General features: G+C 61.3%; 12 protein-coding genes and 1 tRNA gene. 2 read left to right on the top strand and 11 right to left on the bottom strand.

Annotated elements, in window-relative coordinates; genetic code table 11:
- Nucleotides 1–202: 202 nt before the first annotated feature.
- The 4 genes from KI241_RS03925 to KI241_RS03910 all read right to left on the bottom strand — a co-directional run bounded on the left by KI241_RS03925 (nt 203) and on the right by KI241_RS03910 (nt 6,173).
- The gene (locus KI241_RS03925; protein WP_212803406.1) at nt 203–2,233 is read right to left on the bottom strand and encodes a methyl-accepting chemotaxis protein; all 2,031 of its coding nucleotides are present in this window, start codon (nt 2,231–2,233) and stop codon (nt 203–205) included.
- A 274-nt stretch (nt 2,234–2,507) separates the two neighbouring features.
- A complete protein-coding gene (gene ampE / locus KI241_RS03920; protein WP_123578253.1) occupies nt 2,508–3,344 on the bottom strand; it encodes a regulatory signaling modulator protein AmpE in 837 nt (278 codons plus the stop codon).
- The gene (gene ampD, locus KI241_RS03915) at nt 3,341–3,901 is read right to left on the bottom strand and encodes a 1,6-anhydro-N-acetylmuramyl-L-alanine amidase AmpD (RefSeq protein ID WP_212803405.1); all 561 of its coding nucleotides are present in this window, start codon (nt 3,899–3,901) and stop codon (nt 3,341–3,343) included. The genes ampE and ampD overlap by 4 nt, the downstream gene beginning before the upstream one ends.
- Before the next feature lie 64 nt (nt 3,902–3,965).
- A complete protein-coding gene (locus KI241_RS03910) occupies nt 3,966–6,173 on the bottom strand; it encodes a DUF1631 domain-containing protein (RefSeq protein ID WP_212803404.1) in 2,208 nt (735 codons plus the stop codon).
- A 269-nt stretch (nt 6,174–6,442) separates the two neighbouring features.
- Here KI241_RS03910 and nadC point away from each other — a divergent pair, with 269 nt between their 5' ends.
- Complete coding sequence (nadC, locus tag KI241_RS03905; protein WP_047738356.1) at nt 6,443–7,291, top strand: carboxylating nicotinate-nucleotide diphosphorylase; 849 nt, start codon at nt 6,443–6,445, stop codon at nt 7,289–7,291.
- 68 nt (nt 7,292–7,359) lie between these two features.
- Here the strand turns inward: nadC and KI241_RS03900 are convergent, their stop codons facing one another.
- Complete coding sequence (locus KI241_RS03900; protein WP_042728710.1) at nt 7,360–7,665, bottom strand: DUF6388 family protein; 306 nt, start codon at nt 7,663–7,665, stop codon at nt 7,360–7,362.
- 299 nt (nt 7,666–7,964) lie between these two features.
- Between KI241_RS03900 and KI241_RS03895 the strand changes: the two genes are divergently transcribed.
- Nucleotides 7,965–8,510, top strand: a complete 546-nt coding sequence (locus KI241_RS03895) for a hypothetical protein (RefSeq protein WP_212803403.1) — start codon at nt 7,965–7,967, stop codon at nt 8,508–8,510.
- A 12-nt stretch (nt 8,511–8,522) separates the two neighbouring features.
- On the opposite strand, the gene KI241_RS03890 is transcribed toward KI241_RS03895, so the two are convergent.
- The 6 genes from KI241_RS03890 to infB form a co-directional block, all read right to left on the bottom strand.
- Nucleotides 8,523–8,595, bottom strand: a tRNA-Thr gene (locus KI241_RS03890).
- Nucleotides 8,596–8,720: 125 nt separating this feature from the next.
- Nucleotides 8,721–10,826 (bottom strand): polyribonucleotide nucleotidyltransferase, encoded by a 2,106-nt coding sequence (gene pnp, locus KI241_RS03885; protein WP_042728708.1) that lies wholly within the window; start codon nt 10,824–10,826, stop codon nt 8,721–8,723.
- 175 nt (nt 10,827–11,001) lie between these two features.
- On the bottom strand, nt 11,002–11,271 hold the full coding sequence (rpsO, locus tag KI241_RS03880; protein WP_039592311.1) for a 30S ribosomal protein S15: 270 nt from the start codon (nt 11,269–11,271) through the stop codon (nt 11,002–11,004).
- A 142-nt stretch (nt 11,272–11,413) separates the two neighbouring features.
- Nucleotides 11,414–12,331: a tRNA pseudouridine(55) synthase TruB gene (gene truB / locus KI241_RS03875; RefSeq protein ID WP_024779941.1), complete on the bottom strand. Its 918-nt coding sequence runs from the start codon at nt 12,329–12,331 to the stop codon at nt 11,414–11,416.
- A 3-nt stretch (nt 12,332–12,334) separates the two neighbouring features.
- Nucleotides 12,335–12,730 (bottom strand): 30S ribosome-binding factor RbfA, encoded by a 396-nt coding sequence (gene rbfA / locus KI241_RS03870; RefSeq protein WP_042728707.1) that lies wholly within the window; start codon nt 12,728–12,730, stop codon nt 12,335–12,337.
- Nucleotides 12,731–12,888: 158 nt separating this feature from the next.
- Nucleotides 12,889–15,417 carry a translation initiation factor IF-2 gene (gene infB, locus KI241_RS03865; RefSeq protein ID WP_042728706.1) on the bottom strand — a complete coding sequence of 843 codons (2,529 nt, stop codon included), beginning with the start codon at nt 15,415–15,417 and terminating at the stop codon, nt 12,889–12,891.
- Nucleotides 15,418–15,441: the final 24 nt, after the last annotated feature.

Below are 15,441 nucleotides of genomic sequence, written 5' to 3'. Positions count from 1 at the left end.
GTTCGGGCACACCGAGCCTAGGCGAGGTGCCCAGTGGTGGGGCCAAGCCTTTTTTGCTTACTTTTTTTGGCGTCTGAAAAAAAGTAAGCCGCCGTAAGGGCGGAACCCTAAGCAGCCGTTACCGCAGCAACGGATATGTACTCAGTCAACAACACCCACATCACAAGACCGTCATCGCGAGCCGGCTCACCCCCACAACCACCTACACCCGAAACGCATTGATCAACTGCTTGAGCTGCACCACCTGCGCAGACAACTCACGACTGGCATCTTCCGTCTGGTGCGCCCCTTCAGCGGTACGCTCACCCGCGCGATTGATCTCGACAATGTTCTGGTCGATGTCATGGGCCACCGCCGTCTGTTGCTCCACGGCCGCGGCGATCTGTTGGTTCTGGTCGACGATCATGCCAACCGCTCCGAGGATATTCTCCAAGGCCTGCTGGACCTTTTCCGACTGACCGACCGTGCCGTTGGCCATCTCATGGCTGGTGCCCATCGCCTTCACCGCCGCCCCCACGCCACCATGCAGGCGGGTGATCATCGCTTCGATTTCCTCGGTCGATTGCTGGGTCCGCTTGGCCAGGGTCCGCACTTCATCGGCCACCACCGCAAAACCCCGGCCCTGTTCACCGGCCCGGGCCGCCTCGATGGCGGCGTTGAGCGCCAGCAGGTTGGTCTGCTCGGCAATGCTCTTGATGACATCCAGAACCCGGCTGATGGCCTGGCTGTCGGTCGCCAGTTGATTGATCACCTGCACCGACTGATCGATCTCGCTGGCCAACCGGGCAATGCTGCCCTGCTGGGATTCCACCAGGCCGCGGCCGCTCAGGGTTTCATCGTTGACGCTGTGGGCGCTGCTGACCGCTGCCGCGGCACTGCGGGCCACTTCCTGGGCCGTGGCCGACATCTGGTTCATCGCCGTCGCGACCAGTTCGATCTGGCTGCGTTGTCCGGCAACAGCCTGGTTGCTCTGGGCCGACACCGTTTCCACCTGCCCGGCCTGGCGCTCGACTTCCGCGACGGTACGCCCGACCTGTTCGATCAAGTCATGGATTTTCGCCACGGTGCCGTTGAACACCTCGCCCAACTCACCCAGCTCGTCCTTGCTGCGGGCGACGAAATTGACCGTCATGTCCCCGGCAGCCACCTTGTCCATCATCAGGCCCAAGTGTTGAAGGGTGGTGCGGGTCGAGGCGTAGAAACCGGCGTACAGGTAGAAGATCAGCAGGAACACCGCGGCCAATGCCACGGCTTGCAACACCATGTGGCTGCGGTTCTGCTCCAGGCGATGCTGCAACTGGACCCCGAGAAAGTCCTGGGTCGCCTCATTCAGCCGGTACGTCTGCGCCATCAGGCCGCTGATCTGCTCGTAGAACGCCGGCCACGGCGCATCGAGGGTATCGGCCATCACCACCTGTTCTTCGATCAGCTCACTGGCCTTCTTGAGGCTGGCCTTGCTGCCGTTGGCCTGTTCGGCCAGAGCTTGCCCGGCCGCCTGGCTGGCGCCCAGGGTGTCCTGCAGTTTCACCTCGTATTCGCCCTGGAGCTTTTCGATCTGCGCCAGCAATTCATCGAAGCGGGTACTGGAGGCCGAATTGAGAAACCCCAACCCCAGCGACGAAGCCCCCAGCGCCCGGCCTTCGCCGAGGAGCTGGGTGACTTTCGGGGTCATGCCGACGATCAATTCGCTGAGCTGGCGAATGTCGCTCTGGTTGTCGCGGCTCAACCCCGCCTGGCTGGCAATGATCTGGCTGAACGTCTGCGCACTGTTGAGCAGCTTGCCGATCAGCGCACTCTTGCTCTGCAAGGAGCTTTCCGCCTGCTGGGCCTTGAATGCGGCAATCATTTCGTCGCGCTTAGCATCGAAGGCGTTGACCTGCTCGGGCTCGACCGCCATCGCGGTCATGCCTTGCAGCCGCGCGAGGACCTGTTGTTCGAGGGTGCCGATCTTCGCCTCCACGTCGCCGGCCTTGCCGGACTGCCCGAGGCTGGCGTTGATCTGCACCAGGTTGTTCAGGGTTTCCAGGTCTCGGCGCAGGGCCAGGCTGCTGGCCAACAGGTCGAGGCTTTGCAGCTCCACCTGGGTGCCCTGGAACTCCCGATAGGAATCGCGTACCAGAAAAAAGTTGGTCACCAGCATCGGCACCAGGAACAACACACTGATCAGGCTGAACTTCATGCCGAAGCTCAGGCGGTTCATCAGCGCGACAGCGGGCCAGAGCAAACTCTTCACAAGGAAGCCTCCCGGGAATGTTCTTATTGTTATGGCTGGCGCACAGAGACAGCAGAAAGCCACCATTCGGGGCGCTGTCCCTATATAGCCTAAATCGGCGGGGAGATTTGTAACTTAAGGTTAACGAGTCACAGGGGACGCTGAGCACTGTGACTAGGACGCTTGTTCCCGCTCGGGCGCCAGGCGGACGCCGTCTTTGGGGAGGTGCTTCGCACCTCAGCGGGAGCAAGCTTCCTCGCCGCGAAAATCATGCACCCCACATCATTTACACAGGTCAGGCCAGCACCGTCCACAACGCGAACCCGGCATACCAGAGCACTGCCGCGCGCAGCAGCAATTCCCAGAGCCGATCCAGGCTGTTGATGCCGTCCGGCCCGGCCATGGGCTTAGGGATCTCGCCGGCCACCAGGCCGACCTTGTCGATCAGGTCCGCGGCGCTGATGTTCCAGTTCAACAGTTCGTGCAACATCACCCGGCTGACCGCGACGAAGTTGCCCACCAGGGCGAAGCTCGCCGCGAGCAGGCGCACCGGCACCCAATCGAAGGCGTGGCGCAGTTGCCCGGCACGCTCGGCGACGCCGGCGTTGTGACTGTGTTCGGCGGCCAGTGCCAGCAGGCGGTAGCTGAGCGCCGCGACCGGGCCCAGCAAGAAGTACCAGAAGATCACCGCGAAAAAGCTCTGGTAGGCCTGCCACAGCAGATGCCCCTGGACCCGCTCCAGCAGTTGTTCACCGTCGTCGGCTTCAATGTCCAGGTCTCGCTTGGCCACATGGGTGGCCGCTTGCAGATCCTCGCGACGCCAGGCATCGCGAAACGGCCCGAGGTCGGCCAGCAGATCGCCGCGCCCCAGGCTGTAGATCACCACCAGCAAGTGCACCGGCAGCGCCAGCAAGCCATAGGCCACCGGCTCCAGCACCCACAGCAGCAATGCCAGCAACGCCACCGGCAGCAGCACCATCACGACCAACACCAACCACGGCCGATTGACCCAGCGCGGCCTTGCCTCAAGCTTGTTCAGCTCTTGCAGCCAACCGCCATCGCGCTGGACCCGCTGACGCAGGGCCGAGAACTTCTCGATCCACACCGCCAGCAGCAACACCAGAAAACTCATTGTCCTTCCCCTTCTGTCAGGGCCGCACGATAGCGCGCCCAGTCAAATGCCGGTCCCGGATCGGTCTTGCGTCCCGGGGCAATGTCGCTATGTCCGCAGATGCGTTGCACCGTGATCGCACTGAAAGCCGCTTGCAACTGCCGGGTCAACGCCACCAGGGCCGCGTACTGCGCGTCGGTAAAGGGCAGATCATCGGTGCCCTCCAACTCGATGCCCAGGGAAAAATCATTACAGGTCTCTCGCCCCTCGAAGCACGAGACGCCCGCATGCCACGCCCGGTCCAGGCAAGAGACAAACTGGGTGACGGCGCCGTCACGTTCGATCAAAAAATGTGCAGAAACCCGCAGGTCGGCGATACCGGCAAAGTAAGGGTGCTCCGTGACATCCAGGCGATTCTGGAAGAATTGCTGCACCTTGCCCGTCGCGAATTGGGCCGGTGGCAAGCTGATGTTGTGGATCACCAACAGGGAGATCTCGCCCTCGGGGCGCGCATTGAAGTTGGGCGAAGGGCAATGACGCACGCCCTTGCACCAACCGCTCGCGGAGTCCAACTGCATACAGGTTCCTTCGAAGACGACGGTGGATGCCGTCAGTATGCCGTGATCGGCCCGCGCTGCGCGATCACTTGCCGCGATTGAGCTGGCGCAGGTTGCCTAGCACCGATTCCAGCGCCCGGTCGAACAACAACGTGTCGTCCAACAGGCGCGCCGCCCCCCGACGAAACTCCAGGGCCAGGCTGGTGCGGCTGTGCTCCAGCACCTTGAGGCCGGTGCGGTTGACGAAGATGTACTGGCCGGTGGCCTCGATGATCGCCGCCAGCTTGCAGCGCAGGGTGTTGTCATCCTCTTCCTGGAACTCGACCCAGTTGCCCAGGCGCAGTTGATCGACTTGGATCAGCCCCACGTCATCGGCTGGCAAGCGCACCGCCGCGCTGTCTCCCGTGCCTTTATGGGCGGTGCGCAAGACGATTTTCTCCACCACCTCGACCATGACCGGCGAATCCGCCGACGAAGCCTGCGTCTGCGCTTGCCCCATCCGCTCAAGGGCCTGGACGTGCAAGACCTCCAGTTCGCTGAAAAACTCGCTGGTGGCAAACGGGTCGAACGCCGAGCGACTCAGCCCCTCGCGCAAAGCCTTGAGCAACTCCGGTACCACCGCCAGCAAACGCAGGCCGGCATCGGGTTCGTCGTGGGGTTGGACACTCCAGATCAACCGCTCCAGGGTCAGGACGTCGGCCTGCCACTCGGCCGAATACTTGCCATGCTTGAAACAAGTCAGCAGGAGCACCTGGCTCCAGGCCTGCAGGACGAACTCCACCACGGCCTGGGGCAAGACTTTGCCCAGCATCACCTGGTTCAGCGCGCCCTCGACCCGCAAGCGTGCCAGCTCGGCCTTGGCGCGTCCTTCCTCGGCATCGCGGATGCGCTGTTCGAGCAGCTCGCTGCGGCGGCGCTCGTCACTGGTGAAGGCGAGGAAATCGGCGAGCAGTTCGGAAAAGATCGCCGGGTCATCGACGTAATCGTTCAACAGGCGTTGCACCACCTGCTCGATACGCAGGTAGAGCGCGTCGCGCTGATGATCGTCGCAATCGCCCCAGCCCATGGCCGCGGCGGCAATTTCGTTGAGCAACCGCCGGGCAGGATGGTTGCCGCGGCTGAAGAAACTCTTGTCCTGCACCGCGACCTTGAGCATCGGGATCTGCAGGCGGCCGATCAGGGCCTTGAAGGAATCCGGCAGGTTGTGGTCGTCGAGGATGAACTCGAACATCATCGAGATCAGGTTGATGACGTCTTCATCCGCGTCTTCGACCACCCGGGACTTGCCGCTGCGGACACTGACCCGCGTCAGCAACTGCTCCAGCTGGCTGCGCAGGTCGAATTCGTCCTGGACGGTGGGCGCGTACTGCTGCAAATGGGACAGCAGTCGCAGCAGGTCGCGAGTGGAGATCGGCTGGGCCGGCGCGCTGGCTTCCAGGGTCGGCGCCACGCTGCCGCGCACCTGCATCAACAGCTTCTGCAACGCCGCGAACACCTCCTGCACACTGTCATCGACCTCGGCCGACCTGGGCTTGGCCATCGCATCGGCCTTGGGCCGTGGGGGCTCGTCGAGACGATCCGACGCGCGCCGTGACGGCGCGGCCTTGAGCTCCGGCAGGATACCGGTGGCCGCCAGCAACTGGTTGGCTTCGGCGTAGAGCGGGTCGCACTCGCTGAGCACATAGCGTTCGAAAAGCTTGAGCAGGATCAGCTTGACCTTGATCCCCACGCCCAGGTTGCGCCCGGCTTGCAGGAAGTTCTCACACAGCAGCGCGGGGCTCAGGGGGTTTTGCGGGTTGCCCAGCGGCCGGGCCAGCAACGCACTGAGCCGGGCGGTCAATTGTTCGAGCGCCGGGCCATCACGCTTGAGCACCCGGGTGACCATGGCCTCGACGGCCAGGTGTCGCTCCAATTCGTCTTGAGAAAGCTGGGGCGAGGCGCTGCAAGCCTGGATGGGCGCGAGGGTGGCCTGGGTGACGTCGTATTGGGCAAGGCTGACGAAGGCCTCGAAGAACTGCTCGATGAATTCACGTTCGATGCTTTTGCGCTTCAGGCGCAGGTCGCGCATGGCTTCGAAGAACAGGTTCTGCTCGATGTCGTCGCGTGCCCGGTCGGCCATTTCAAACAGGGTGTCGTCGGCGTTATCGAACAGCCCTTGCAGGCCCACGCGCAACTGCTGCGCGGCCTTGTCGCGAACCTGAAGCAGAATCACCGGCAGGCGCGGGAGCGGCGAACGATTCGCCTGATCGGCAGATACCTTGTGTAAAGGCACTACATTCCCGTCATTGTGCATCCTGGCCTCCTGGAACGGTGGTCTTCGGCTGGCGACGTCAAAGACATGACGTCAATCGAAAGGCGGATTATCGACCAAAAGAACGGTGTCGCACCAGAGGGTGCTGTGATCCCGCTCGAAATACCGCGCATCAAGTGACCCGAGAAATGCGTAAACGTTGCGAAGACGCGACCAAATGCAGGTTTGATTAGGCGCAGTCGCCTGCCAGCGCCTTGGGTTCGTTCATGGCCTGGCCCTATAATCGGACCACTTTGTTTGTGGAGCCTGTTATGCCGAATCTACGTCTCGCCGATCTGACCGTTGAAATCGAAGCCAATGTGCGCCGTGCGTTGCTCGAAGACATCGGCAGCGGCGACATCACCGCGCAACTGATCCCCGCCGAACGCCTGGCCAAGGCCACCATCATCACCCGCGACGCCGCCGTCATCAGCGGCACGGCCTGGGTCGATGCCGTGTTCCGGCAACTGGACCCGCGCGTCGCGGTGCATTGGCAGGTGCGCGACGGCGACCGGGTGAGCCCCGACCAGGCGCTGTTCCACCTCGAAGGCCCGGCGCGCTCGCTGCTGACCGGCGAGCGCAGCGCGCTGAACTTCCTGCAGATGCTCTCGGGCGTCGCCACGCGGGCCCGCTACCTGGCCGATTTTGTCGCCGACACCCAGGTCAAGCTGCTGGACACCCGCAAAACCCTGCCCGGGCTGCGCCTGGCGCAGAAGTACGCAGTCACCTGCGGCGGCTGCCACAACCACCGCATCGGCTTGTACGACGCCTTCCTGATCAAGGAAAACCACATCGCCGCCTGCGGCGGGATCGCACAGGCCATTGCGGCCGCCCACAAGATCGCCCCGGGCAAACCGGTGGAGGTCGAAGTGGAAAGCCTGGCGGAATTGAAGGAAGCGCTGGCGGCCAATGCCGACATCATTATGCTCGACGAACTGAGCCTGGACGACATGCGTGAAGCCGTGCGCCTGAACGGCGGCAAGGCGAAGCTGGAGGCCAGCGGCGGGATCAACGAAAGCACATTGCGCCCGATTGCCGAGACCGGGGTGGACTACATCTCGATCGGAGCGATGACCAAGGATGTGAAGGCTGTGGACCTGTCGATGCGGCTCAGTCTCTGAGCAGCTTCAAGCCGCAAGCTACAAGCTGCAAGCTGTTCCGTGCTTGGCTTGTAGCTTGTTGCTTGTTGCTAAACGACTAGATTATTCATCTCGCAGTACTCATCCCACTCCACTCCCAACACCTCGGCCGCCTCCTTGTGCAATGCAAGGCGCTGCGCCTCGAATTCTTCAGGTGTGCTGGTGTACTTGAGCGTCAACTCCCAAGGTTGCAGCCCCTGGGCTTCGGCCTCGTCCTCGAACGCCCATTGGAGCTGGTCTTTCTGCTCGTCAGCGCTCAGGTTCTTGATTTCTTCCAGTAACTGAGGCGTGTCCAGGGCGTATTTGCGCAGTGCTTCTTCGTGTCTGGCTTCTTGCGTCAGTTCTTTAGCGGTCATGTCGTTCTCGTTGATCGGAGGAATGGAGGATGGATCTGGATCATCAAGGATCTCTCTGCCGCAGAAAACCGTTAGAAGCCCGGTTTACCTGGCCTTCAGAACCATTCGGGGATCATCTGAAAACTGCTGGGCGATCTTCGTGCCGGGACGAATATAGGACGTTTTGCCGACGATTTACACGGCTCTTTACATCTGCCCTACAAAACATAGGCCATAAACGCGGAGATAAGCTGGGAACAACCATCAGAATTTCCAGTCATAGCGATGTGCCATGTCGGCACCTCACAAGGAACCCAGTGATGCGCAGCTTTTGCATTTTGCCTTCATTTCACGTCGGCGTTGCCACCCTGTTGCTCGGCAATATGATCCTGGCAGGCACAGCCCAAGCAGCTGTCGAAACCGACTCTGGTTACACATTGCCCTCCGATACCATTCCAGCCCTGCGCAGCTCATTCAACAAGGACTTGCTCTTCAAGACCAATATCAGCGTCGGCGTTCTGGAAGAACTGCCAAAAAATGTAAAGGCCAACACCACTGAACTGGAGGAGCAGAAACGCACCCTCACCGAGCAAGCCCGCCAGATTGAAGAACTCAAGCGCAGCGGTGGCTCGAGCTCCAGTTCGAGCAACAAGGAAATCGAAGAACTCAAGCGTACCGTCAAGGAACAGGAGCAAGACCTGCGCGACCTTGGCAAGCAGGTGGAAGACCTCAAGCGCAACAGCGGTTCCAGTTCGAACTCGAACAGCAGTGAAATCTCGACGCTTAAACGGGAGTTGAGTGATCAGGATCGGGAAATGGACCAGCTCAAACGCACGGTCGAGGATCTGAGCAGGAAGGTGAAGTAGCGAGGGTAATCGTGCCCGAGACAGGAATCGAACCTGCGACCTTCGCGTTACGAGTGCGCTGCTCTACCGACTGAGCTACACGGGCGGTGGCTAAACCTAGCATCGTCCCCTGTAGCCAGGCAACCGGCGCCGGAAGATTTTTCGACCCACAGCAAAACGCCCCGAACCAGTCGGGGCGTTTGCTTGTTCAGCGGTCAGGCGTGGGGGTGATTAAACGCCCGATGCCTTGGCTGCTGCGACGTCCTTGATGGACAGCTTGATACGGCCGCGGTTGTCCACGTCCAGCACCAGCACTTCCACTTCCTGGCCTTCCTTGAGGATGTCGGTCACTTTCTCGACGCGAGCATCGCTCAGCATGGAGATGTGAACCAGACCGTCCTTGCCCGGCAGGATGTTGACGAAGGCGCCGAAGTCGACGATGCGCTCGACCTTGCCGACGTAGATCTTGCCGATCTCGGCTTCTGCGGTAATGCCCAGGACGCGCTGGCGAGCTGCTTCTGCCGCTTCCTTGGTTTCGCCGAAGATCTTGATCGAACCGTCGTCTTCGATGTCGATCGAAGCCTTGGTTTCTTCGCAGATCGCACGAATGGTCGCGCCGCCTTTACCGATAACATCACGGATTTTGTCGGTGTCGATCTTCATCGCGATCATGGTCGGAGCGTTTTCCGACAGCTCGGTACGGGACTGACCGATGATCTGGTTCATCTGACCGAGGATGTTCAGGCGAGCTTCCAGGGCCTGGCCCAGGGCGATCTCCATGATTTCTTCGGTGATGCCCTTGATCTTGATGTCCATCTGCAGTGCGGTGACGCCTTTGGCGGTACCGGCCACTTTGAAGTCCATGTCGCCCAGGTGGTCTTCGTCACCCAGGATGTCGGTCAGGACGGCAAACTTCTCGCCTTCTTTAACCAGACCCATGGCGATACCGGCAACCGGTGCCTTCATCGGCACACCGGCGTCCATCAGGGCCAGGGAAGCGCCGCAGACCGAAGCCATCGAGCTCGAACCGTTGGACTCGGTGATTTCCGATACCACGCGAATGGTGTACGGGAACACGTCGGCAGCCGGCAGCATGGCCTGGACCGAACGACGCGCCAGGCGACCGTGACCGATTTCGCGGCGACCGGCGCCACCCATGCGACCACACTCGCCGACCGAGAACGGTGGGAAGTTGTAGTGCAGCATGAACGGGTCTTTCTTTTCGCCTTCCAGGGTGTCCAGCAGTTGCGCGTCACGGGCGGTACCCAGTGTTGCAACGACCAGGGCCTGGGTTTCGCCACGGGTGAACAGCGCCGAACCGTGGGTCTTTGGCAGCACGCCGACTTCGATGTTCAGCGGACGTACGGTGCGGGTGTCGCGACCGTCGATACGCGGCTTGCCGTTGACGATGTTTTCGCGAACGGTGCGGTATTCGATCTCACCGAAAGCGGCTTTGACTTCAGCGGCGGACGGCTGGCCTTCTTCACCGGACAGCTTGGCGACGACCTGGTCCTTCAGCTCGCCCAGGCGCGCGTAGCGGTCAGCCTTGACGGTGATGGTGTAGGCCTGGGAGATCGCATCGCCGAATTCGGCACGGATCGCGCCCAGCAGCTCGGTGGCTTCGGCTTGCGGAGCCCAGCTCCAGGTTGGCTTGGCGGCTTCGGCGGCCAGTTCCTTGACGGCGTTGATCACCACCTGGAACTCGTCGTGGGCGAACAGGACAGCGCCCAGCATCTGGTCTTCGGTCAGTTCCTTGGCTTCGGATTCAACCATCAGCACGGCTTCGGAAGTACCGGCAACGACCATGTCCAGGCTCGAAGCCTGCAGTTGCTCGTAGGTTGGGTTCAGCAGATAGCCGGTGCTTTCGTGGAACGCCACGCGGGCAGCGCCGATCGGGCCATCGAAAGGAATGCCGGAGATGGCCAGGGCAGCCGAGGTACCGATCATCGCAGCGATATCCGGATCGGTCTTCTTGCTGGTGGACACGACGGTGCAGACAACCTGCACTTCGTTCATGAAGCCTTCTGGGAACAGCGGACGGATCGGGCGGTCGATCAGTCGGGAAGTCAGGGTTTCTTTCTCGGAAGGACGGCCTTCGCGCTTGAAGAAACCGCCAGGGATCTTACCGGCAGCGTAAGTCTTTTCCTGGTAGTGGACAGACAGAGGGAAGAAGCCCTTGCCTGGATCGGCTTGCTTGGCACCGACAACGGTCACCAATACGCTGACGTCGTCGTCAACGGTGACCAGCACTGCGCCGGAGGCCTGACGGGCGATACGGCCAGTCTCGAGGGTAACGGTCGACTGACCGAACTGGAATTTCTTGATTACCGGGTTCACGGTGTCCTACCTTCTTTGTGGCTCTTGGGGAACTTGTCTTCTTGCGAAATTCTTGGGCAGCGCGGGGAATCGGCCCAACCACTGTCCAGATAAAACTTGAGGCTGGAAGCCTGCCCATTGCCGACGCAAGGCGCGGGCAACCGACAGACAACCAACCTCATAGCGCAATCGCTGATTAGCGACGCAGGCCCAGGCGGCCGATCAAGGTGCTGTAACGATTAACGTCTTTGCCCTTGAGGTAGTCCAGCAGCTTACGACGCTGGTTTACCATGCGGATCAGACCACGACGGGAGTGGTGGTCTTTACCGTTGGCCTTGAAGTGACCTTGCAGTTTGTTGATGTTGGCGGTCAGCAGTGCAACTTGCACTTCTGGCGAACCAGTATCACCAACAGCCTGCTGGTAGTCGGTCACGATCTGAGCTTTTTCTTCAACGCTGAGTGCCATGTGGCTTTCCTCTTGTGAGGTACCGTTTCCAGGGAAACCGTACCAACAGGCCAGGGACAAATCCCTGTATCTATAAATGAGTCGTGACCGTGCCTGTTAACAGCCACACTCGCCCGCCTGCTGTTACCCAGGCGGGTTCCGGTCATTCCGACCGAATCAATCGACGCGGCGCAATGCGCCCGTCTTCGCTCACTTCACCGATACCGATGAAGCGACCGTTGTGATCCTGTACCCGGACCATGCCGAACTTCGGCGCATCCGGGGCACGTACTGGCTGGCCGTTGAGCCAGTAGAACGCACTGTGTTCCGAGAACTGCAGCAGCGGCCAATCCAGCAGACCGCTGTCCGATGGCATCAGGAAGCGGTCGACCGCTTCGTTGCCGCCTTCGGCATGCACGGCCTCGAGCTCTTCCAGCGTGACCGTCTGGGCCAGCGTGAAAGGACCGGCCTGGGTCCGCCGAAGCTCTGCCACGTACGCACCACAGCCCAATTGCTCGCCAATATCCTCGACCAGCGTGCGGATATAGGTGCCTTTGCTGCAATCCACGGCCAGCCGCGCAGTATTACCGTCGAAGGCCAGCAATTCCAAGCGCGCAATAGTAACAGAACGCGGTTCGCGCTCCACTACTTCGCCTGCACGGGCCAGTTTGTACAACGGTTGCCCATCACGCTTCAAGGCGGAGTACATCGGCGGTATCTGACTGATTTGCCCACGAAAACCTGGCAGCACAGCTTCGATATCAGCCTGACCAACGGTCACCGGACGCTCGCGCAGAACCTCACCTTCGGCATCCGCGGTGGTGGTGGTCTTGCCCAATTGCGCCAGAGTTTCATAACCCTTGTCGGAATCGAGCAGGTACTGGGAGAACTTGGTCGCCTCGCCAAAGCACAGCGGCAGCACGCCGGTGGCCAGTGGGTCGAGGCTGCCGGTGTGCCCGGCCTTCTCGGCGTTGAGCAACCAGCGAACCTTCTGCAGTGCCGCATTGGAGGTAAACCCCAGCGGCTTGTCGAGCAGGATGATGCCGCTGACGTTGCGGCGGATACGTTTGACCTGGGCCACCGATTACTCCTTGGAGTCTTCGGGTTCAGCCGCGTGCTGGCTGTCTTCAGCCACCGCGCGTTCGATCAGCGCCGACAGGTGCGCGCCCCGCACGACGCTTTCGTCGTAGTGGAAGTGCAACTGTGGAACGCTGCGCAGCTTCATTTCACGGGCCAACTGCATGCGCAGGAAACCAGCGGCGGAGTTGAGCACCTTGATGCTCTGGGCGATTTCCTCGGCACCGTCCTGGCCCATCACGGTAATGAAAATCTTCGCATGACCGACGTCACGGCTGACTTCCACTGCGGTAATGGTGACCAGGCCGACACGCGGGTCCTTGACTTCGCGGCGGATCAACTGGGCCAGCTCGCGCTGCATCTGATCGCCGATTCGTTGGGTACGGCTGTATTCTTTTGCCATGTCTTGTTACCTGTTACTGCCCTACGGGAAACCCGCAAGGTCTGAAAGCGGCAAACGCCCGGCCTGGCGAAAGCCAGACCGGGCGTTGCGTTTAGAGTCCGCCAGCGCGGCAGCGCATGTTCATGCGGCTGCCCGTTGCGGCTCTTGAAGTACGCGAGTCAGAGGCTGCGAGCAACCTGGACCTTCTCGAAGACTTCGATCTTGTCGCCGACCTTGACGTCGTTGTAGCTCTTGACGCCAATACCGCACTCCATGCCGGCACGGACTTCGGAAGCGTCATCCTTGAAGCGACGCAGCGATTCCAGCTCGCCTTCGAAGATCACGATGTCTTCACGCAGTACACGGATCGGACGGTTACGGTGAACGACACCCTCGATCACCATGCAACCGGCGATGGCACCAAACTTCGGCGAACGGAACACGTCGCGAACTTCGGCCACGCCCAGGATGTTCTCCCGCACGTCGCTGCCCAGCATACCGGTCAGGGCTTTCTTGACGTCTTCGATGATGTCGTAGATCACGTTGTAGTAACGCATATCCAGACCTTCCTGCTCGACGATCTTGCGCGCGCCGGCATCGGCACGCACGTTGAAGCCGAACAGTACCGCGTTGGAAGCCAGGGCCAGGTTGGCATCGGACTCGGTGATACCACCGACACCGCCGCCGACCACGCGCACTTGCACTTCGTCGTTGCCCAGGCCGTTGAGAGCGCCTTGCAAGGCTTCCAGGGAACCACGGACGTCGGATTTGAGGACGATGTTGAGCGTCTTCTTCTCTTCCTGGCCCATGTTCTCGAAGATGTTTTCCAGCTTGCCGGCATGTGCGCGAGCCAGTTTGACTTCGCGGAACTTGCCTTGACGGAACAGCGCGACTTCACGGGCCTTCTTCTCGTCAGCCACAACGCTCATCTCGTCGCCAGCGTCCGGGGTGCCGTCCAGGCCGAGGATCTCGACCGGGATAGCCGGACCGGCTTCCTTGATGGGCTTGCCGTTCTCGTCGAGCATGGCGCGCACGCGGCCATAGTTCGAACCAACCAGCACCATGTCGCCCTGACGCAGCGTACCGTCCTGAACCAGGACCGTCGCCACCGGACCGCGGCCCTTGTCCAGGCGCGATTCAACTACCACACCACGGCCAGGGGCCGATGGAGTGGCGGTCAGTTCGAGCACTTCGGCCTGCAGCAATACCGCTTCGAGCAATTCGTCGACGCCGGTACCCATCTTCGCCGAAACCGGTACGAACGGGGTGTCGCCGCCCCACTCTTCGGAGGTCACGCCGTGAGCCGACAATTCGCTACGGATGCGATCCAGGTCAGCACCCGGCTTGTCGATCTTGTTCACCGCAACCACCAGCGGTACGCCAGCAGCCTGGGCATGCTGAACGGCTTCGATGGTTTGCGGCATCACGCCGTCGTCCGCCGCGACCACCAGGATCACGATGTCGGTCGCCTTGGCACCACGGGCACGCATTGCGGTAAACGCGGCGTGACCCGGGGTGTCGAGGAAGGTGACCATGCCGCGTTCGGTTTCAACGTGGTACGCACCGATGTGCTGGGTGATGCCGCCGGCTTCGCCCGCAGCTACCTTGGCACGACGGATGTAGTCGAGCAGCGAGGTCTTACCGTGGTCAACGTGACCCATGACAGTCACGACCGGCGCACGTGGAACCGCTTCACCTTCGAACTTCAGGGACTCGGCCAGGGAATCTTCCAGGGCGGTGTCGCTGACCAGGGTCACTTTGTGGCCCAGTTCTTCAGCAACCAGCTGGGCAGTTTCCTGGTCCAGTACCTGGTTGATGGTGGCCGGGGTACCCAGCTTGAACATGAACTTGATGATTTCAGCAGCCTTGACCGACATCTGCTGGGCCAGGTCGCCCACGGTGATGGTCTCGCCGATCTTCACTTCACGCACGACAGGGCCGGTCGGGCTCTGGAAACCGTGGGCGTTGCGTTTCTTCAGCTTGGCCTTGCCGCGACCGCCGCGACGGAAGCCATCGCTTTCTTCGTCGGTGGTACGTGGCGCAACACGAGGTGCCGGCGCCTTTTCCTTGACCGAGGCACGGTGAGGCGCGTTCTTGCGCTCGCCATCACCACCGCCACCGCCACGACGGTTGTCGTCGGCACGTGGTTTGTCGGGACGACGCTGTTCGTCGCGCTTGCGGGTATCGGCCGCAGGTGCTGGAGCAGGCGCAACGACCGGCGCGCTTTCACGCACAGGTTCGGCCGCCGGGGCAGGTGCCGCAACGGCTTCGACCGGCTCCGGTTGCGCAGCAGCAGGCTGGCGACGCGCTTCTTCTTCGGCGCGACGCTTGGCTTCTTCTTCAGCCTTCTGGCGGGCAGCATTTTCTACTGCGCGACGTTCTTCCAGCTCGCGCTTGCGCTCGGCTTCGATTTCTTCCGGGCTACGCTGTACGAAGACTTTCTTCTTGCGTACTTCGACACTGATGCTTTTGCTACCGGCAACACGCAGGGTGCTGGTGGTCTTACGCTGCAGAGTGATCTTGCGTGGTTCTTCCACTTTAGCCTTGTGACTGCTCTTCAAGTGAGTCAGCAGGGATTGCTTCTCACTGTCGGTCACATGTTCCTCGGCGGCGGTGTGCGGCAGACCTGCCTCACGCATCTGCTGCAACAGGCGCTCTACCGGTGTTTTGACCTCATCGGCCAGTTGTTTCACCGTGACTTGCGTCATGCACTTCTCTCCTCAGGCCGCGCC

The sequence above is a fragment of the Pseudomonas sp. Cab53 genome (assembly GCF_018325965.1).
Taxonomy (GTDB): Bacteria; Pseudomonadota; Gammaproteobacteria; order Pseudomonadales; family Pseudomonadaceae; genus Aquipseudomonas; species Aquipseudomonas chlororaphis_E.
Note: the sequence above shows the minus strand (reverse complement) of the source record. Positions and strands in the feature narration are given on the sequence as shown.